The organism is Shewanella sp. SM29 (genome assembly GCF_025654245.1).
GTDB classification, from domain to species: Bacteria; Pseudomonadota; Gammaproteobacteria; order Enterobacterales; family Shewanellaceae; genus Shewanella; species Shewanella oncorhynchi.
The window spans coordinates 215,524-234,692 of the sequence record NZ_JAKKRN010000001.1 but is presented as its reverse complement, the minus strand read 5'-3'; the positions used below and the strand labels follow the sequence as shown (position 1 = coordinate 234,692).

The 19,169-nt window shown below is 45.5% G+C and carries 17 protein-coding genes; 9 read left to right on the top strand and 8 right to left on the bottom strand.

Translation table 11 applies throughout. The features are described 5' to 3' along the window. Window positions 1-113: 113 nt before the first annotated feature. From L5L77_RS01070 to L5L77_RS01060, 3 genes are all read left to right on the top strand, one after another. Entirely contained in the window at window positions 114-386 is a 273-nt protein-coding gene (locus L5L77_RS01070) for a hypothetical protein (protein WP_263221829.1), read from the top strand. 59 nt (window positions 387-445) lie between these two features. Beyond that, on the top strand, window positions 446-1,057 hold the full coding sequence (locus L5L77_RS01065) for a hypothetical protein (RefSeq protein ID WP_248943574.1): 612 nt from the start codon (window positions 446-448) through the stop codon (window positions 1,055-1,057). Window positions 1,058-1,163: 106 nt separating this feature from the next. Further along, window positions 1,164-2,141 carry a transposase gene (locus tag L5L77_RS01060; RefSeq protein WP_263221825.1) on the top strand — a complete coding sequence of 326 codons (978 nt, stop codon included), beginning with the start codon at window positions 1,164-1,166 and terminating at the stop codon, window positions 2,139-2,141. A gap of 363 nt (window positions 2,142-2,504) precedes the next feature. On the opposite strand, the gene L5L77_RS01055 is transcribed toward L5L77_RS01060, so the two are convergent. Beyond that, window positions 2,505-2,924, bottom strand: a complete 420-nt coding sequence (locus tag L5L77_RS01055) for a tetratricopeptide repeat protein (RefSeq protein WP_263221824.1) — start codon at window positions 2,922-2,924, stop codon at window positions 2,505-2,507. 465 nt (window positions 2,925-3,389) lie between these two features. Here L5L77_RS01055 and L5L77_RS01045 point away from each other — a divergent pair, with 465 nt between their 5' ends. After that, entirely contained in the window at window positions 3,390-4,415 is a 1,026-nt protein-coding gene (locus L5L77_RS01045; protein WP_263147011.1) for a transposase, read from the top strand. A 488-nt stretch (window positions 4,416-4,903) separates the two neighbouring features. On the opposite strand, the gene relA is transcribed toward L5L77_RS01045, so the two are convergent. Next, window positions 4,904-7,111 carry a GTP diphosphokinase gene (gene relA / locus L5L77_RS01040; protein WP_028761378.1) on the bottom strand — a complete coding sequence of 736 codons (2,208 nt, stop codon included), beginning with the start codon at window positions 7,109-7,111 and terminating at the stop codon, window positions 4,904-4,906. Window positions 7,112-7,263: 152 nt separating this feature from the next. Beyond that, complete coding sequence (gene rlmD, locus L5L77_RS01035; protein ID WP_263191262.1) at window positions 7,264-8,616, bottom strand: 23S rRNA (uracil(1939)-C(5))-methyltransferase RlmD; 1,353 nt, start codon at window positions 8,614-8,616, stop codon at window positions 7,264-7,266. Between the two features lie 100 nt (window positions 8,617-8,716). On the opposite strand from rlmD, the gene barA reads away from it, so the two are divergent. The 3 genes from barA (at window position 8,717) to L5L77_RS01020 (ending at window position 12,468) form a co-directional block, all read left to right on the top strand. Beyond that, complete coding sequence (gene barA / locus L5L77_RS01030) at window positions 8,717-11,518, top strand: two-component sensor histidine kinase BarA (protein WP_263191261.1); 2,802 nt, start codon at window positions 8,717-8,719, stop codon at window positions 11,516-11,518. After that, window positions 11,493-12,092 carry a YjaG family protein gene (locus L5L77_RS01025; protein ID WP_028761381.1) on the top strand — a complete coding sequence of 200 codons (600 nt, stop codon included), beginning with the start codon at window positions 11,493-11,495 and terminating at the stop codon, window positions 12,090-12,092. The genes barA and L5L77_RS01025 overlap by 26 nt, the downstream gene beginning before the upstream one ends. 142 nt (window positions 12,093-12,234) lie before the next feature. Then, window positions 12,235-12,468, top strand: a complete 234-nt coding sequence (locus L5L77_RS01020) for a DUF3319 domain-containing protein (RefSeq protein ID WP_131523583.1) — start codon at window positions 12,235-12,237, stop codon at window positions 12,466-12,468. A gap of 36 nt (window positions 12,469-12,504) precedes the next feature. Here L5L77_RS01020 and lldR read toward each other — a convergent pair whose 3' ends face one another. After that, entirely contained in the window at window positions 12,505-13,404 is a 900-nt protein-coding gene (lldR, locus tag L5L77_RS01015) for a LysR family transcriptional regulator LldR (protein ID WP_263221822.1), read from the bottom strand. 291 nt (window positions 13,405-13,695) lie between these two features. Here lldR and L5L77_RS01010 point away from each other — a divergent pair, with 291 nt between their 5' ends. Together L5L77_RS01010 and recN are read left to right on the top strand one after the other, a co-directional pair. Then, window positions 13,696-14,658 carry an AEC family transporter gene (locus L5L77_RS01010; RefSeq protein WP_263146999.1) on the top strand — a complete coding sequence of 321 codons (963 nt, stop codon included), beginning with the start codon at window positions 13,696-13,698 and terminating at the stop codon, window positions 14,656-14,658. A 128-nt stretch (window positions 14,659-14,786) separates the two neighbouring features. Continuing rightward, window positions 14,787-16,445: a DNA repair protein RecN gene (gene recN / locus L5L77_RS01005; RefSeq protein WP_263186100.1), complete on the top strand. Its 1,659-nt coding sequence runs from the start codon at window positions 14,787-14,789 to the stop codon at window positions 16,443-16,445. A 153-nt stretch (window positions 16,446-16,598) separates the two neighbouring features. Here recN and L5L77_RS01000 read toward each other — a convergent pair whose 3' ends face one another. The 4 genes from L5L77_RS01000 to ribE all read right to left on the bottom strand — a co-directional run bounded on the left by L5L77_RS01000 (window position 16,599) and on the right by ribE (window position 19,039). Then, entirely contained in the window at window positions 16,599-17,093 is a 495-nt protein-coding gene (locus L5L77_RS01000; RefSeq protein ID WP_219251246.1) for a phosphatidylglycerophosphatase A, read from the bottom strand. Window positions 17,094-17,108: 15 nt separating this feature from the next. Then, window positions 17,109-18,065, bottom strand: a complete 957-nt coding sequence (gene thiL / locus L5L77_RS00995) for a thiamine-phosphate kinase (RefSeq protein WP_049821775.1) — start codon at window positions 18,063-18,065, stop codon at window positions 17,109-17,111. A gap of 78 nt (window positions 18,066-18,143) precedes the next feature. Next, window positions 18,144-18,548, bottom strand: coding sequence for a transcription antitermination factor NusB (nusB, locus tag L5L77_RS00990; protein WP_006082638.1), 405 nt, complete (start codon window positions 18,546-18,548; stop codon window positions 18,144-18,146). An 11-nt stretch (window positions 18,549-18,559) separates the two neighbouring features. After that, complete coding sequence (gene ribE, locus L5L77_RS00985) at window positions 18,560-19,039, bottom strand: 6,7-dimethyl-8-ribityllumazine synthase (protein ID WP_006082639.1); 480 nt, start codon at window positions 19,037-19,039, stop codon at window positions 18,560-18,562. Window positions 19,040-19,169: the final 130 nt, after the last annotated feature.

Genomic DNA, 19,169 nt, shown 5'->3' with positions numbered 1-19,169 from the left:
TTGCGAGCTAGCCTTTTGGACTTTCTCTTCGCCAAGTATTCTTGGTATTGAGGGTCAAATGGGGTTGCTGAACTTCGGATTTTCACATGTCTCTCGATAGGCACTTTGGCTATTTGGAAGAGATTGAACTGACAATCCATCCCCAAGAGCTTCTGCCAACCGTGAAATTGCCACCGGCCTTTTCGATTGACGAAGTATTTAAGGGCTATCCAAGTTTTAGATTTGGTTGGATGACGCCTTTTGGCCCAGTGCCAGATACACCATTTTTTAATGAATTAGCTCAATTTTATGCCTTAGCTTTAGCCCTTCAACTTTTGATGACTCTCATTTACCCCATTTTAGTTCGTATAAGTTGTAGACAAACCGAAAGTGCATTATGTTGTTGATCTAAAATGGATGGCCAAATTTTTTCGCATTAAGCTCTTTCCAAAATACCGAGACAACGATGGACCAAAAATTATTACAAGCTATAAACGTTGGCTTCTATAACGCGAAGGAAAAATTCCACAAACAGGAAACAATATCCAATCAACTCATATCAACAATTTTTGTTCATGAGGTTTCTAAGTCCATACACCAAACTATTTTTGATGCAGAGCACGCATTAAAAACCATAGAAGTGGATGATTATTTCGTAAAGAAACCTGGTGAATGGCTACTAGATTGTTGCATTGTAAAAACAAAAAACTCCTTCATACAAAAAATAGCATTTGCCTTAGAGTCAGAAAGTAATACAAGTAAAAAATCTTTTGACGAAGATTTTGCGAAAATCTTACACATCAACTCTGACGTAAAGCTATACCTTAACGGCCTAAACCAAACGACTACCGGAGGCATTAATAAATATATAGCAGGTCGTCTTGAATATGCGGAGTCCATATTAAAATCAAATACTTATGAAACTAATAATTTTTATTTAGGCTTTTGGCCATCACCAAAACAAGAGAAGAAGGGACTTTATTCATTTTGGAAATGTTTTCATCAACACCAGCACCTTGATGCCATTCATCTTTATAAATACATCAATGGTAAATTCATGAAAATCACTCCATCCTGACACATATAAACCTCCACCTCGAAATTTAACTCGGACACCCAACCTTAATGGCGTTTCAATAAACCTCCGACTATGCTTTGGTTAAGCATTAAACAAGGAGGTTTGTATGCCGCGCCCTCGCAGAACTCAGATAAGTCTTGAAGACACACCTTATTACCATTGCTGTAGCCGCGTTATTCGGCGTGACTTTTTATGCGGCGATGATGTTTATTCTGGAAAAAATTATGACCATCGTCGCGCTTGGGTAGAATCGCTACTGTTTGAACTAGAAGCAGTTTTTGCTATTGATGTTGCGGCCTTTGCGGTGATGTCCAATCATCTGCATGTGGTGTTACGTATTGATATAGAGACAGCAAACCGCTGGAGCGATAGGAAGGTGCTTGAGCAATGGCATAAGTTCTTTAAAGGTGATGAATTAACGCAAAAATTCGCTAAAGGTGAGTTGGTCGAGGCCCATGAGGTTAGTAGGTTAAAGCATTCAATCGCCATTTATCGCAGTCGATTATGTGATATTTCATGGTTTATGCGCTGCCTTAATGAACCCATCGCAAGGCAAGCAAATCAAGAAGATAACTGCACAGGTCGTTTCCGGGAAGGTCGCTTTAAGTCACAGGCTTTACTTGATGACGCTGCCGTTTTAGCCTGTATGACTTATGTTGATTTGAATCCCATCAGAGCGCAACTGACTGATACACCAGAACAATTCGACCATACCAGTATTCAACTACGTATTCGGGCCGCATTGAAAGGTGAGCAGCCAAAAAATCTATTGCCTTTTATCGGTAATGAACACGAGAACCAGCCCAAGGGAATTGCGTTTTCCTTAACGGATTACCTTGAATTAGTGGATGATACAGGCCGAATTATTCGAAGCGATAAACGTGGTACCATCAGTGAAAATAGCGCCAAGTTACTGACTAGATTAAATATCCCCCATGACAATTGGCTCAAGCTCACCACTGAGTTCGGTAAACTATTTCATGGCCCAGTGGGAACGCTGCAAGAGCTGACGGATTACTGCGAACACTTAGAAAAGCGACGACGGCATTTTGCGGCAAGCTGTCAGCACTTTCACAGTAATTGACTGAAATCCTGTTAACCAAGCCCATCACTGCCCATTTGTTTTATTGGGTGGATTAGCATGTCTTAAATACACCATTTTTTAATGAATTAGCTCAATTTTATGCCTTAGTTTTAGCTCTTCAACTTTTGATGACTCTCATTTACCCCATTTTAGTTAGTACAAGTTGTAGACAAACCGAAAGTGCATTATGTTGTTCTAAAATGGATGGCCAGATTTTTTTGAGTGTCATGCTGTGGATGCTCCAAATTCATATTCGAAGATCATCCACCATGAAACTCTTAACGTCAACTTTGCGACAGTACCCGAGAAAGTGATTGGTGCCTTTATCGAAAGGCACCATTTCAACTGATTGGAGGCATTACCCTATTTTTTATACGATTTAAAAAAATCAAAATATTTTTTGTTATAGCCTTGAAAGGCTCTGCCTTTCCCTCTTGCATATGCTTTTGAAAAACACTCAAAAGCATTATCCTTATCTTCCAGCTCGAAATATATTACCCCCAAATCAATTAGCTCTGACGCTCCATACTCAGGAATGTTATATTTAAATATCTCAAGAGCCCACTTCTTTGCTGCAAGATATTCTTTTTTTAAGAAATACACACCACATATGCATGAAATTAACCACCGAGCCTCTTCCGATTTATATTTATCAACAATGGCATCTTCTATATCAGTTAATGCCGAAAAATAAACCTCCAATGCTTTGTTAAAATCCCCCTTATCTTCAAAGGAATTCCCAAGCTCGATTTTTTTAACAATTTCAGATTCAATGCCACCCATAAGAACCTCGTTTTAAATCAATGGCTTTAAATATGTTTGCCCTAACATAGCACCTTGCGATCTGTTTATAGAGTAATGATCAAGGTAATAGTTATTTGAGTCCAGCATCCAGTTTCTAACCTCAGGAGGTCTTGCTCCATATCCTCTTCCGGTACTGTTCCACCAACTTACTGCATCGACTCTATGAGACATATCTGCTTCTCGTAGTGGACGCCATACACCTTCCGAGGGTTCTGTCGCAAACTGAGGAACGAGTTTATCATGAGCGATGCTCTCTTAACTAACATCATCAATGAGATAGAGTGAGATAGAGTGAGATAGAGTGAGATAGAGTGAGATAGAGTGAGATAGAGTGAGATAGAGAGGAGATAGAAAGATAGAGAGGACAGCCATATCTTTTTGTGTTTTCTTGCCCTCTAGACTAGGCTTTAAGTTATCCTAATTTAGCCAGTACGGTGACTTGTGATGACTTCGGCTAGAAGACAATTAATTGATGCCAATGCAACGCCTTTCTATCATGTAATAAATCGCTGTGTTAGAAGGGCTTTTTTGTGTGGTGAGGATAAACTCACTGGTCGCAGTTACGAGCATCGACGTGGCTGGATTGTTGATAAAATCAAAGTCTTGTCCGCTATTTTTTGTATTGATATTTGTGCCTATGCGGTGATGAGTAATCACTATCATTTAGTGCTTAAAATTGATGTCGACAAGGCGAAATCGCTAACGCAAAAAGATATTATTCGCCGCTGGTGTCAAATCACTAAAGGCCATGCTGTCGCCACTAAGTATATGAATGGTGATGCTTTAATCGACGGTGAAGCGATGTTACTTGATGCATTTCTCGCCGAGTGGCATGAGCGACTGAGCAGTATCTCTTGGTTTATGCGCTGTTTAAATGAAGAAATTGCCCGTAAGGCCAATCGTGAAGATGAGTGTAAAGGTGCTTTTTGGGAAGGCCGTTTTAAGTCACAAGCCTTGTTAGATGAGCAAGCACTGCTGGCGTGCATGATGTATGTCGATTTAAATCCTATTCGAGCAGGGATTGCCGACTCTTTGCAATCCTCTGATTTTACATCGATTCAGGAGCGCGTGAATGCGCTTAATCCTCATAGCAACGCGCCCCAACTGGCCAAAACTACCGCAGATAACCTACAGCAAATACCACATAAAGCCCTCGCAAAATTTGATGGTTCAACACTTCAGAATCAGCAAACGGGTATTCCGTTTCATTTTGCTGATTATCTTGAGTTAATAGATTGGACGGGACGAGCCATTCGCCTTGATAAAAAAGGTTATATTGATAATCAGCTGCCAAAACTGCTCGATGAATTAGGCATTTCGTCCGATGCATGGCTCACTTCAGCCAAAGAGTTTCGCCGTCAATACAGTGGCATAAGTGGTCGATGGGATAGTATGTGCGAGTTTAAAAAGCAGCACAACAGCGGCAAATGGTGTAAAGGTAAAGCCTCAAGCCAAGCGTTACATCCTTAAGTTCATCGCTGCCCACGATTCAGCGCTTAGAATTATTTTTGTTTATCCGGAATGCAGAGAATTCCGTGCAAAACATAGCTCATTTCTGCCCAATAGAGTGGTGTCTATAATCGTTAAGATTAGATCTAGCCTTTAAAACCAACAGGTTACGCAAGCACTCGAAAGGCGTGCCATGATGATTAGCGAGACGACCGTCCGCCCCATGGACGGGGCGGTCGAGCATCCACGGATGGACTGGCTGCGAGTCGGTGAGTGAATGCCATGACAAGCCATTATGAATGGCTTGCAGCAACAGCTAAACATACAAAAGACTAAATTAACTGGTCATCCAACTCAATTTTCATAAAAAAACCAAATAAAAAGGCGGCCAGCGAAATTCGCCTTGCCGCCCCTATCCTTTATTACTTTCTAGCTTCAAGATGGCTTCTCAAAGTCTTTTATATTGCTAGAGATTTCAAGGCTATTCACTTCGATAGGCGTTGCTAGCCTTAAAGCCGTCTTGCCTCGATCACACTATCGACTTGGGTCAGTTTAGATAACACTCGCGATAAACCATCGAGGTTATAAAGCTCCAGTTCCAACTCAATCGCGGCTGTCTGATTTTTAGTGTCCGATGACGAACTCATGGCTAGTACATTGGATTTTTCAGCAGCCAGCACTGAGGTTAAGTCACGCAATAAACCACTGCGATCGTGGGCTAATACCCGCAGACGCATGCGATAACCGCCGGAGTAATTTTCGCCCCAGACCACATCGACACCGCGCTCTGGATGAACCCGCATTAACTCTTTAACTTGTTCACAATCAGCGCGATGCACAGAAATGCCACGGCCCTTAGTGATAAAACCTAAGATCTCATCACCGGGAACTGGCTGACAACAACGGGCAATATGGTTAAGCAAGTTACCCACACCGTTGACTTCAACCTGACCACGGCCACTGGATGTCGGTTTGTGTTGGCCTTTCTTAACTAACTCTTCGACGGCATCTTCTTCTGATACTTCGTCGAGTCGCAGACGGCTTTGAATATGGTTAACCACTTGATGCAGACGCACATCACCGCCACCAATGGCCGCCAGCAAGTCATCCATGCTCGCCATATTAAAGCGCTCGACCGCGATGGCCGCGTCTTTAATTTTAAGGCTCACCCGCGCCAATTCAGATTCGAGCATTTCTTTGCCGGCGACAATATTCTTGTCTCTGTCCTGCTGCTTAAACCAATGCTGGATTTTCGAACGCGCCCGCGAGGTGCGGATATAACCTAAGTTAGGGTTAAGCCAGTCGCGCTTGGGGTTGGGCTGTTTCGAGGTGATGATCTCGATACGCTCGCCCGTTTCAACCTGATAGGTGAACGGCACAATACGGCCATCGACCTTAGCACCAATACATTTATGCCCTACTTGGGAGTGAATGTAATAGGCAAAGTCGAGCACGGTTGAGCCCAGTGGCAAGTCGACGACTTCACCGCTTGGGGTGAACACATAGACTCGGTCTTCAAACACTTGGCTGCGCACTTCTTCGACCAAGTTGCCACTTTCGACCACGTCTTCCTGCCATTGCAGAATTTTACGCAGCCAGTTAATTTTTTCTTCGTAACCGCTTTGTTTACCGGAATGATTGCCTTCTTTGTATTTCCAGTGCGCGGCCACACCAAGCTCTGCATCTTCATGCATGTCTTGGGTACGAATTTGAATTTCAACGGTTTTGCCCTCAGGCCCCACCACTACGGTATGAATCGATTGATACCCGTTAGGTTTAGGGTTAGCGACATAGTCGTCAAATTCCCGTGGAATATGGTGCCAAAGCGTATGCACTACGCCTAATGCACCATAACAATCCTGCAAACGTTCGGTCACGATACGCACGGCGCGCACGTCAAACAACTCATCAAATTTGAGGTGCTTGCCCTTCATCTTGCGCCAGATACTGTAGATATGTTTCGGTCGGCCGTAGACCTTAGCGCGAATTTGATCTTCATCTAACCTTTGTTGCAACTGACTGACAAACTTGTCGATAAAGACTTCACGATCCAGTCGTTTGCCATCTAATTGCTTAGCAATGTCTTTATAGGTATCAGGATGCAGATAGCGGAAAGAAATATCTTCCAGCTCCCACTTCAATTGCCCAATCCCTAAACGGTTAGCCAGCGGCGCATAAATATCGGCAATTTCACGGGCCAGCAGCACGCGAGTTTCTTCGTCGGCATTTTTCACCGCCCGTAGTAAACACACACGCTCGGCAAGCTTAATCACCACAGCGCGCACATCTTCAACCATAGCCAATAACATGCGGCGGATATTGTCGATTTGCGGCTCGGTTGAACGACTATTAGGATTGATTTTCAAGGCGCCAATCGCGTTCATGGTCACGACACTCGCGACTAAACGCGCCAGCGGCTCACCAAATTTCTCTTGGATGGCTTCTTCGGTCAATAACCCAGCATCGAGCACCACAAACAAAATTGCCGCTTGCAGGGTTTCAATGTCCATGTTTAGCGGTGCGAGGATTTCAATCATCTCTCGAGCACGTTCGAGCAGTTCTCTCTTCGCCGCAGGACTCTTGGCGGGTAAGGCGTCAATCTGCCCTATCAAAGAGAGCAGCATCTGCGCTTCATCGGCATGACCGACATAGCGAGCTACCCAATCTTCTAAGTGAAAATCGGGATCATTAAAGTGCGCTTCGCGAACAGAGACCATCTAATTTATTTCCTTATCCGTGCTCAGAGAGAAAGTGGGCACCACTTCAGCTCTCCTATCTTCAGCATTGGCGCGAACTTGTCAAACCCAACCGACGTAATAATCACATTTTTTACGTTATTCAAACGCTTTGCTTACTTTGCCAGCGCAAATTACTTGGTTAATTCAAACAGTGCCATGGCTTCGATATGGTGTGTTTGTGGGAACATGTCGATAAGTCCTAATTGCTGTAATCGGTAACCGCGCTCCAACAGTACTGCGCTATCGCGGGCTAAGCTCGCAGGATTACAAGATACATACACGACTTTGCGCGGCTTCATTTTCTTTAGCCATTGCAAGCTTTCAAATGCCCCCGCACGAGCGGGATCGAGCAGTAATTTATCAATCTTGCCCATCCAAGGCTCAAGGGATAAATCCGCACTTAAATCGCCGTGGTAAAAGGTCAGTTTATCCAGATTGTTAGCTTTCGCGTTCACCCGTGCCTGAGTCACCATTTCGGCAACCCCTTCGACGCCAATCACATCAGCGCCCATTTTCGCTAAGGGCAAACTGAAATTACCCATGCCGCAGAACAAATCCAAAATGCGCTCATCTGGCGCTGGCGCTAACCAATCCATCGCTTGAGCGACCATGGCCTTGTTAATCTGTCCGTTCACTTGCACAAAGTTACCTGGGGTGAAACTTAAGCTCACCGCTTCCGACTGCACATTTTCATCTAACAGTTGATAAACCGGTAACACTAACTCGGCGCCGACGCCTTGGAATTGGCCTTCGTTATCCTGCAGACAAATATGAATCTGATGCAGCTCAGCAAAGGCTGACAACTTAGCGAGATCTTTATCGTTTAACGCCTTAGTGATCCGCAGCACAGCGAAATGACCATTATCGGCGGCAATCAACTCAAGATGGCCTAAGCTGGATTTAGCTGACAATTGGTTCAGCAACTTAGCAAAGGGGACGATCAAGTCCGATAACGGCTTAGCTAACACCAGACACTGGCTGATTGGCACCACATTGCTGCTACTGGCGGCACGAAAACCCAAGCTTAAATGTTTGGTATTTTTATCAAATAAAGTTGCAAGACGGGCGCGGCGACGATAATGCCAACCTTCCCCCGTGAGTGCGGGCGATAAAGCACCACCTTCAGTGCCAGCAAACTTAGCCATAATATCCAGCAACGCGGCTTCTTTATGCTCACGCTGACCCGATAATGACATATGCTGTAAGTCGCAGCCGCCGCAGGTGTGGTAGTGTGGACACTCAGGCTCAACGCGCTCAGGACTTGATGAATCGACTTTAATCAACTTGGCACGGGCATAATTTTTCTTTTGCTCGGTGAGCTGTACCGTCACGGTTTCATCGGGCAAAGCGCCAGGGATAAACACGACTTTACCTTGATGTTGTGCTATACCTGCGCCTAAGTGATCGAGCTGTTCTACGCTCAGCGATAACTTAGCCGACAACTGTTTGGAACTATTTGGTTTTGCTTTAAAAAATTGCGCCATTTCGGCCTCTAAATCAATAAAATACTGGCAAAGACCGCCCTCTTTCTGGCAGTCTTATAAAATTATCTTAGTCTCTGTCACAGGAAACACCGCCGCTGCTATGAACCCTGTCAACAACATGACCAAATACAGCCTACGTTCTTGGGTTCTTGTGCTGGCGCTCGCGCCAACAATCTTGGTCGGTATCCTTCTGGGCAGCTACTTTACCATAAACCGTTTTTATGAGCTCGAAGATACGCTCGCCGAACAGGGCAGCAATATTATCGAGCCCCTGTCGATTGCCAGTGAAATCGGCTTAGTGGCGAATGATCGCGAGGCGACCAAACGCTTACTCGCGGCGGCACAGCTCAACAAATCCACCTTAGTAAAATCCATCGCGATTTTCGATGCCAATAATCAACTCTTTGTGACCTCCCACTATCACAAAGACTTTGAGATTATGCGCTACAAAGAAGCCCTCAACACGCTGCATAAAACCGAAATTGAACATGTGGACGACAGCCTTATTTTACGGACGCCCATTTTTGCCACAGGCCCCATTGCTGCTCCCGCTAATTACGATATCCAGACAGACGATGGTCATCTTTTAGGTTATATCTCGATAATAATCAATAAAGAACGCGCCTTGTTAGAGCAACATAGAGCCGCTGTCGCCGCCTTTATTATCGTGTTGATCGGCGTGCAGTTAAACCTGCTATTTACTTTCCGGCTAGTGAAAAACGTCACTCAGCCCATTACTGAAATGGTGCGCGTCGTCGCTAAAATCCGTGAAGGTAAATTAGACGCCCGCTTAGATGGCAACTTGATTGGTGAGCTGGACTTACTCAAACGCGGCATCAATGCCATGGCAGGTTCGTTGTCGGAATATCATGATGAGATGCAGCAAAATATCGACCAAGCAACGTCGGATCTGCGGGAAACCTTAGAGCAGATTGAAATCCAAAACGTCGAGCTGGATTTAGCTAAAAAACGCGCCCTAGAAGCCAGCCGAATTAAATCTGAATTCTTAGCGAATATGTCCCACGAGTTACGTACGCCACTCAATGGTGTTATCGGTTTTGCGCGGCAATTAGTCAAAACACCATTGCATTCGAGCCAAGTCGATTACATCAAGACCATAGAACGCAGCGCCACTAACCTGCTGGGTATCATCAACGACATTCTCGACTTTTCTAAACTCGAAGCCGGTAAAATGGTGTTAGAAAACATGCCCTTCGGCCTTAGGGAAACCATAAGCGATACGATTACCTTGATCTCGGGCAGCGCACAGGCCAAAGGCCTAGAACTCGTCGTCGATATCGCCCCCAACGTGCCCGACAATGTCAATGGCGATGCCATGCGCGTATGCCAAATCATCAATAACTTGGTTGGTAACGCGATTAAATTTACTGACTCTGGCAGCGTGATGGTCAAAATCGAACTGCAGAGCCAATCGGATGAACAAGTGGTACTGCGCTGTGATGTGGTCGACACAGGTATTGGTATCGATGAAAGCCAACAGGACTTTTTATTCCAAGCCTTTGGCCAAGCAGACTCGTCGATTTCGCGCCGCTTTGGTGGCACTGGCTTAGGTTTAGTGATCACTAAACGTTTAGTGAATCAAATGGGTGGCCAAATCGGCTTTACTTCATCCCCAGAAAAAGGCTCAAACTTCTGGTTCAGTTTGCCGCTCGGCTTAGGTCAATTCCAAATCGGTGACTCACTGCCACTCGAAAAACTCAAAGACAAAACCATACTATTTTACGAACCGCGAGTACTCACCCACGCAGTATTAAGCCGCCAATTGAATCAATGGGATACAAAAGTCACCCATCATCAGCATATACCAAGCTTGTTGACTACGCTCGCCACGGCTGAAGCGCCATACGACTATGTTCTCTTGAGTTGCCATGGGTTTAGCGATTCAAAACAACTGGTGAGTACACTAAACTTGGCGAAGACCAAAACAGATTGCCTTATAGTGCTATACGATTGCCAAGAACAGGATGCCTTAACCCAATTTATTCGCCCGAATGCCGATGTGGTGTTGTCTCTGCCAGTCAGTGAGCATCAGCTTGCGCGCAACTTACTCTATCCACCGATGGAGTACGACATCATAGCCCCTGCGACAATATCAACGCCGGTTGCGCGCCAATCCTTAACCGTGCTAGCGGTAGATGATAACTTTGCCAACTTAAAACTGATTGATACTTTACTCAGCGAATTAGTGACGACTGTGGTTGCCGTCAACAGTGGTGATGAGGCAGTTAAACAGGCGAAGACTCGCACCTTCGACTTGATTTTTATGGATATCCAAATGCCTGGCACAGATGGCATTAGCGCCACGAAGCAAATTCGCCAAGGCTCGATGAACCGCAACACGCCGATAATTGCCGTGACAGCCCATGCCATTGCCGAAGAACGCGAACTGATTTTAGGCAGTGGTATGGACGGATATTTACCTAAACCTATTGATGAAGCGGCGCTCAAAGACATTATTCATCGCTGGATCACTCGACCTAAGTTCACCCATTTTGACCTGCATACGCTGAACTGGGATTTATGCTTAACCCAAGCCAATCACAAGGCCGATCTCGCCTTAGATATGCTCAGAATGTTGCTCGACTCATTGCCGCAAACCGTGGCGACGATTCAAACGGCACTAAGTCAAAACGATCACCCTGTCATGCTCAGTACTATCCATAAACTGCATGGTGCGAGCTGCTACTGCGGCGTGCCCACCACACAAAGGTTATGCCAAGAAATTGAATCGGCACTAAAACGTGAAACATCGGTTGAAGATCTCGAACCCGAAATACTAGAGTTACTTGATGAGTTAACTAAGGTAGAATCTGCGGCAAATCAAGTGATATCACAGCTATCAGCGGAAATAACAGATGACCAAAAAAACGGGCTTCTTTAAACGTCTCAAGGCGTTAACACTGCCACAAAAACAACTCTTTGCCACTGCACTTTGCCAACGTATGTTGCCCAACTATCAACTGTTTTCCGAAGTCTGTGAGTTTGGCGATCCTACAGTGTTGAGTACCGCATTAGAACTATTGTGGCAATCCCAGTACGACTCCAAGCTCAAATTCAATGTCGATGTGCATCTGCAACGCCTGGAAGATAACACCCCAGATCCTGCTGATTTTGAAGCCTATGGCGTCTATCCTGCTATGGATGCAGTGGTCGCCATATCGACCTTACTGGGTGCGATTCAAGGCAAAATTGAAGAAGACATAGTCAATATCAGCAAATTATCATCCAGCACAGTGGCTAACTACATCGAAGCGATCAGCGATGTCGATTTGGTGGATGAAGCATTAGATGATTTCGTTTTCGCCCATGAAGTCATGGAGGAAGAGAAAGAATTACAAAATTCTCTGCTGGAAATTATTGAAGAAAATCCGAAGATCACCGCAGAACTGGTCAAAGGTTTACGCAAAGACATTATCGAAGCTGGCGTATCAAATATCGGTATCAGCGTAGCTTAACTGATGAGGTGCTTGGGGTTACTCAAGCACCTATTATCCATGCAGAATAAGAAAGGGATCATCGTTTTACACCCTCACCAACGAATCCCGTCAAAGATATCCAGTTGCTATAAATAGCATCAATAAAGATTGAGTTATTCCAATGAGAAAGATTGTTTATCAAGGATTTATCTTAACCAATAGCGAAGGACGCACCGACAGTTGGAAACTGACCATCAAAGATCAACAGCGTATCGGTTCTTTATTTGAACTACGGCGTTTAGTGGGATACTTCTTAGAACTCGGCATACTGCCCGCGACACGCTCCAGCCTGCAAGACGCAAAACAAACGCAAAACACCATGAGCAAAAACACCGTAAAACCTAAAAGACGCTAAAAATCAGTTCCCTTATTAAAGAATAACTCGGTTAAATCAACGCATAGAGAATAACTCTGGCGCCTTTGACTGCATAAACTCAATAAAGACTCTTACCTTTAGCGGCTGCTGGCTGCGCTGATGATATAAAATCGAAATCCGCCTCTGCTCGCCAATCCATTCCGGCAGTAATACTTTAAGTTTCCCTTCTTTAATCTGCTGTTTTACAAACAGTTCAGGACCATACAAGATCCCGCCATGGCCTAAGGTCGCCTGAATCGCTCCGTGTAAGTCCGTGAGGGTGAGCTTAGTCGGGCCATTAAAATAAAAAGACTCGCCGCTTGGATGCTTTAAATGCCAATTAAACAGCGGCCAGACTTTTATCAGTTGATGGGCTTCAAGATCATCGGGATGCACAAGTTTAGGTGCCTGAGCCAAATATTCTGGTGTGGCAAACAGGCAATAGTCGAGCTCGCCTAAGGTACTCGACACCCAAGAAGAATCAGGCTGAGCTCCGCCAACAATCGCCACATCTATGCCTTTGTCGATCAAATCTACTAACTCATTACTCTGGGAAATGTGCAAACGGATATCAGGATACAAACGGCCAAACTCATTCAATGCTTGAATAAACACGATGGAAATAATCGAAATCGGCGCGGCGATGCGTAAGGTTCCCTCGGGTTTATCACTGCCTAAACCACTTAGTTCATCAAATTGAGCAACCACACTCTGGTAGCGTTGAAAGAGCGCCAGCCCTTCCTCTGTCAGTCGCAACTTGCGGGTGCTGCGCATAAAAAGCTGTTTATCGAGCTTCTCTTCCAACTTCGCTAACTTGCGGCTCACAGTGGCGATGGGCATATCGAGCTCTTTCGCCGCCTGCGAAAAACTGCCCGCATTGACTAAATGCACAAAAAGATAGACAAGTTGTAGTTCAGCGCCTAAATCATCACTCATTGCATATCCTAATTTCACATATTGGGTATTGACGTTAAAACGCTAAATTCACTAAGTGATTGTGTTTTAAACATTGAATTATTCACTTATACGACCATAGCGCAATAGCCTTAGATTGAAATGGTATGTTATTTTGTGGCGAGTTTTACTGCGCTGGCGCTAACTCTGGCTTTAAAGTGGCATAAAAAGAAGCAAGTGCTGTAACTCTGTCCACCAAGAATCATAGCGATAGTAAAATGACGACGGTGGACGAGTTTATTCAAATTTAATCGTAAAGGATGAGTGAGGGAAATGACCATTTTAACCCCTCTGTTTGCCGTCTTCGGGATCATGTTGCTCGGTACACTAGTGCAAAAACTAAAACTCTTGCCCGTCGATACGGATCAAGTGCTAAACCAATATGTCTACTATATTGCGTTCCCTGCAATCATGCTTATCGCCCTCGCCCAGCAGCCGATTGACGAGATTTTGCAATGGGGATTTATTGCGGGCTACAGCACAGCTATGGTAATCACTTATCTTGTCTGCCTTGGGCTATCGCTGATCGCTAACCCTAAACAGCATGCGGTTGCCGCTATTCGAGCCCTCAATGCCACCTTTGGTAATACGGCATTTATTGGTATTCCACTGCTCATCATCCTCTTTCCGCAGCAGCAAAGTGCGTTAGTCGCCGCCGCGATTGCCAGCTTATTATCCGTGTTGATGTTTGCCGTCGCCTTAGTCTCGATGGAACTGGCCACTAACACCCAAAGACAACACCACGCCTTAGTCATAATGGCGATGGCGGTAGGTAAAAACCCTATCGTTATTGGTAGCTTAATTGGCGTCGGCATTTCGGCGCTAGAGATAAAACTGCCGTCAGGGCTGGCACTAATGATCCAGCAAATAGGCAATACTTCAAGCCCCTGCGCCCTATTTGCTATCGGCATGGTACTCGCCAAAGCGATGCGCTACCAGAAAGATAGCAGCGTATTTAGCCCCAAGAATTTTATCGAACTGAGCCTTATCAACCTTTTCAAGCTGGCTATCCAACCGGCACTCGTCTACTTTATGCTTAACCGTTTTGGCGTAAGTGGTGACTACCTGATCATGGGCGTGATCTTGAGCGCACTGCCCACCGCGGCTAGCGTGTACTTACTCGCCCAGCGTTATAACACTCAGGCTTCAACCAGTGCTCAAGGCATTCTATTTGGCACCTTAGTCACTTTCTTCAGTTTACCTATCTTAGAAAGCTTAGTAAGAACCTATGCATAATCAGTTAATTAAAAATATTTACTACCGATAATGCCGATTATTTACCCAAGCCACTTTACTGTATATAAAATCAGTATATACTGTTTATCAATACAGTGGTTTGGTATGTTTTTCGACAGGAATTCACTATGCTTTGCCAACTCAGCATTAATAACTTCGCTATCGTCCGTTTTTTAGAACTGGATTTTCGCCCCGGTATGACCAGCATCACAGGTGAAACCGGTGCGGGTAAATCGATTGCCATCGATGCGCTAGGCCTATGCCTAGGCAATCGCGCCGATGCCAGCAGTGTTCGTCCCGGAGCCAATAAAACCGAGGTCAGCGCCCGCTTTTCCTTGGATGATATTCCACTGGCGAAACGTTGGTTAGAAGATAACGATCTTGAACTCGATGATGAGTGCATACTACGTCGGACGATTGGTAGCGATGGCCGTTCACGCGCCTACATCAATGGTAATCCAGTGCCGCTGACGCAGCTAAAATTACTGGGTCAGTTGCTTATCGGTATTCACGGTCAACATGCGCACCATGCAATGTTAAAAAGTGAACATCAACTCACCCTGCTCGACAGTTATGCCAACCACAGATTACTTATCGATACGGTTGCCGCCAGTTTTCAACGCTGCAAGCAAATTGAGGCTGACCTAAAACAACTCGAAGCCTCACAGCATGAACGTATTGCCCGTAAGCAATTAGTGCAATATCAAGTAGAAGAACTCGATGAGTTTGATCTTAAAGTTGATGAGTTCGATGAAATTGAGCAAGAGCACAAACGCTTAGCCAATGGCACTGAGCTCATTGATACCTGTCAGGCGAGTCTTGATCTACTGACAGATGGCGAAGAAAATAATATTGAGTCACTACTTAATCGCGTCGTTTCCCTTGCAGAAGATCTGCAAGGCTACGATCCCGCATTAAGCAATGTCAGCACTATGTTGAATGATGCCTTAATCCAAGTACAAGAAAGTGCAGGCGAATTACAGCACTATTTGAGTAAGCTTGAACTCGATCCGACCCATTTCGCCTATTTAGAAGAACGGCTATCAAAAGCCATGCAACTAGCGCGTAAGCATCATGTTAGCCCGAATAAACTGGCCGAGCATCATTTAGCATTAAAGGCTGAGCTAAGCACCTTAGACAGTGATGAAAGTAAACTTGAAGAAATTCAGCTTCAAGTCGAAGCAAGTAGAGCCGCTTACCTTAGCAATGCGCAAAAGCTCAGCCAAAGCCGTGCCCGCTATGCTAAAGAACTCGACAAACTGGTGACTCAGTCAATCCACGAACTGAATATGCCTAAGGGTAAATTTACGATCGAAGTCAATTTCCACCCCGAGCAAATGTCAGCCAATGGCAGTGACAATATCGAATTTATGGTAACCACTAACCCTGGCCAACCTTTACAACCGATTTCGAAAGTCGCGTCTGGCGGTGAGCTCTCACGGATAGGGCTAGGGATCCAAGTGATTACCGCGAAAAAAGTTGCCACACCGACATTAATTTTCGATGAGGTGGATGTCGGGATTTCCGGCCCCACCGCAGCAGTGGTTGGCCGCATGTTACGCAGCTTAGGGGAATCGACCCAAGTACTGTGCGTGACTCACTTGCCGCAAGTTGCGGGCAATGGTCATCAACACATGTTCGTCGATAAATTTAATAAGGCAGGCAGTACTGAGACCACAATGAAATCGCTCGATCGTGAGCAGCGTATCCAAGAGCTTGCAAGACTGTTAGGTGGCGATACTATCACCAGCAATACCCTCGCGAACGCAAGGGAACTGCTGCAATAGTAGTATGGATCAGATAACGAATAAGGTCGCTAAACGCTTGAATCTACACACTCTATATCACAAGCTAAGGGGCTATATCAAAAACTAAGGGTTAGTTGTTGACCATGCTAACTAACATGCCGGGTTAACTATCATGTTAGGTTAGCGATAATGTTAGCTAAAACACCAGACTAGCCCTTGCAGACAAATAAACGAAAACACGCCCGCTAAGACATCGTCAATCATAATGCCAAAGCCACCATGAACTTTGGCATCGAGCCATCGAATAGGCCAAGGCTTGATGATGTCGAAAAAGCGAAATAGACCAAAGCCGACTAACAACCAACCCCAACCTGCTGGTGCCGCTATCATAGTGATCAGTAGCCCAACCACTTCATCCCACACAATCGCACCGTGATCGTGAACACCCATATCTTGAGCGGCTTTACCGCAGATATAAAATCCCGCAAATGCGCTCAATAAGGTTAAGCCGATATACCAAGTGAGCGGTAATGGCGCCATCAATAAATAGAGGGGAACTGCGGCCAAAGTACCGAAGGTGCCAGGCGCTTTAGCGGCGAGCCCGCTACCGAAACCGAGTGCCAAAAAGTGGACAGGATTTTTTAATGACAGGCGCGTTAGCACCTGATCCTTTGACAACCATTTCATTAACATGCTCTTCGCTTAAAAGTGCTCGAAACCGTGATACGGCGGCGTAAACGGCTCACCATTAAGTTGCAACTTGAGCTTACTACCTGCACAAATTTGTCCAACGCGAACAAACTTTGCTCCTGCATGGCTCAACGCTGTCTCAAGCGCACCTTTTTGCGCTTCAGGAACGGTGAACAGCAGTTCATAATCTTCGCCCCCCGTAAGCGCATAACCTAAGGCATGCTCCTCGCTGACGGTATCTTGCATCGCGCGTGAAAGCGGGATGCAATTAACATCCACCACAGCACCAACTGCCGAAGCCTTAAGCACATGACCGATATCCGAGATAAACCCGTCGGAAAGATCGATTGCACTGGAGGCAAGCGAACGCAAAGCTTGACCCGCTAAGACTCTTGGTGTTGGACGATAATGGCGATTAATCAGGAATTCTTTATGCTCGGCTCTAGCCTGTTGCGCGCCGCGAATGATATCCAGACCTAAAGCCGAATCTCCGAGCGTGCCCGTGACATAAATCCAATCACCGGCTTTAGCACCATGACGCGTGAGTGCCTTACCCTGTGGGACTTGGCCGTGCACAGTGATGCTAATCGCCCGTGGACCACGAGTCGTATCGCCGCCAATTAAGGCGATGCCATAGTAATCGGCCGCTTCAAATAAACCTTCACTAAAGCCACTTAGCCAAGTCTCATCGACTTCGGGTAGCGTTAAGGCAAGCGTCATCCACGCGGGTTCAGCGCCCATGGCAGCCAGATCAGATAAATTTACCGCTAAGGCTTTGTAACCTAAGGCAGCAGGAGGCATATCGGGGAAGAAATGGACATTTTCAACTAAGGTGTCACAGGAGATAGCGATCGACTTGTTTTCTGCAGGTTGCACTAAAGCGCAATCGTCACCGATGCCAAGCTTCACATCACGGCGAGTGGGGCCGCGGTTGCTAAAATAACATTCAATTAATTGGAATTCTTTCACTGTACAGTTTGGCACGACTTACATCGGCCACCTTTGTTAGCAATGAAAAACGGTATCCTAAGATACCGTTTGTCTTTATTACTTGCGTGCAACCAGTTTGTCGAGCAGTCCGTTCACAAACTTATGACTCTCGTCCGCACCGAAAGCTTTTGCCAACTCAATCGCTTCGTTAATCGCGACCTTGTATGGCACATCTTTACGGAAAGTAAGCTCATAGGTCGCTAAACGAACTATGGCTTTCTCTACTGGAGACACTTCATCAATCGGGCGTTCCAGATGCGGGATGATCAGCTCATCCAATTGGGTTTTCTTCGTTGCAACGCCTGAAAATAGCTCACGAAAATAAGCTACATCAACACCGTCGAGACTTTGTTCAGTTAAAAACTCATGCTCGACATCGGCAATATTATTCCCGCTTAGTTGCCATGAATAGATGGCTTGAACGGCTAAACGGCGGGCCTTGCGGCGCTCAGAAGGCTTCATTATTTTTCCTACTATAACAACTGTTGTTCAAGTTCTTGCAGAACATTGACCATTTCAAGCAGGCTTAAAGCAGCTTCGCCGCCTTTGTTACCCGCTTTGGTACCTGAACGTTCAATCGCTTGTTCAATGGTATCAGTGGTCAAAACACCGAAAGCAACAGGCAGATCAAATTCTAAAGCAACTTGAGCTAGACCTTTATTACATTCGCCTGCAACAAAATCAAAATGAGGAGTACCACCACGGATCACCGCACCTAATGCGATAATACCGTCGAATTTACCACTGGCAGCTACGCGACGCGCAGCTAGCGGCAACTCAACCGCACCTGGTACACGGACAACAGTGATATTGTCGTCGCTGACTTGGCCAAAACGTTTCAGCGTGTCAAGTGCACCTTCAAGCAAGCTCTCAACTAAAAAGCTGTTGAAACGCGAAATTACAATCGCAACTTTGGCATTTTTCGCTTCGATATTACCTTGAACTACGTTCATTATCTTACCTAATTTAGCTAAAGCACCCAGCTCGGGGCGAAAAGTGGCGACATGATATCACAGCCAATTGCCCAGAGCCCTATGCAAATTATCAGAAATTGTTAATTTTACTTCAGTGTAACTTTGGGTT

Coding starts and splice junctions, on each gene's coding strand:
- L5L77_RS01055 (WP_263221824.1), bottom strand. CDS start 2,924: ATGGGTGGCATTGAATCTGAAATTGTTAAAAAAATCGAGCTTGGGAAT.
- relA (WP_028761378.1), bottom strand. CDS start 7,111: ATGGTCTCTGTTCGCGAAGCGCACTTTAATGATCCCGATTTTCACTTA.
- L5L77_RS01065 (WP_248943574.1), top strand. CDS start 446: ATGGACCAAAAATTATTACAAGCTATAAACGTTGGCTTCTATAACGCG.
- L5L77_RS01000 (WP_219251246.1), bottom strand. CDS start 17,093: ATGAAATGGTTGTCAAAGGATCAGGTGCTAACGCGCCTGTCATTAAAA.
- lldR (WP_263221822.1), bottom strand. CDS start 13,404: ATGAGTGATGATTTAGGCGCTGAACTACAACTTGTCTATCTTTTTGTG.
- nusB (WP_006082638.1), bottom strand. CDS start 18,548: ATGAAGCCTTCTGAGCGCCGCAAGGCCCGCCGTTTAGCCGTTCAAGCC.
- recN (WP_263186100.1), top strand. CDS start 14,787: ATGCTTTGCCAACTCAGCATTAATAACTTCGCTATCGTCCGTTTTTTA.
- L5L77_RS01060 (WP_263221825.1), top strand. CDS start 1,164: ATGCCGCGCCCTCGCAGAACTCAGATAAGTCTTGAAGACACACCTTAT.
- L5L77_RS01045 (WP_263147011.1), top strand. CDS start 3,390: ATGACTTCGGCTAGAAGACAATTAATTGATGCCAATGCAACGCCTTTC.
- L5L77_RS01025 (WP_028761381.1), top strand. CDS start 11,493: ATGACCAAAAAAACGGGCTTCTTTAAACGTCTCAAGGCGTTAACACTG.
- L5L77_RS01010 (WP_263146999.1), top strand. CDS start 13,696: ATGACCATTTTAACCCCTCTGTTTGCCGTCTTCGGGATCATGTTGCTC.
- L5L77_RS01020 (WP_131523583.1), top strand. CDS start 12,235: ATGAGAAAGATTGTTTATCAAGGATTTATCTTAACCAATAGCGAAGGA.
- rlmD (WP_263191262.1), bottom strand. CDS start 8,616: ATGGCGCAATTTTTTAAAGCAAAACCAAATAGTTCCAAACAGTTGTCG.
- barA (WP_263191261.1), top strand. CDS start 8,717: ATGAACCCTGTCAACAACATGACCAAATACAGCCTACGTTCTTGGGTT.
- ribE (WP_006082639.1), bottom strand. CDS start 19,039: ATGAACGTAGTTCAAGGTAATATCGAAGCGAAAAATGCCAAAGTTGCG.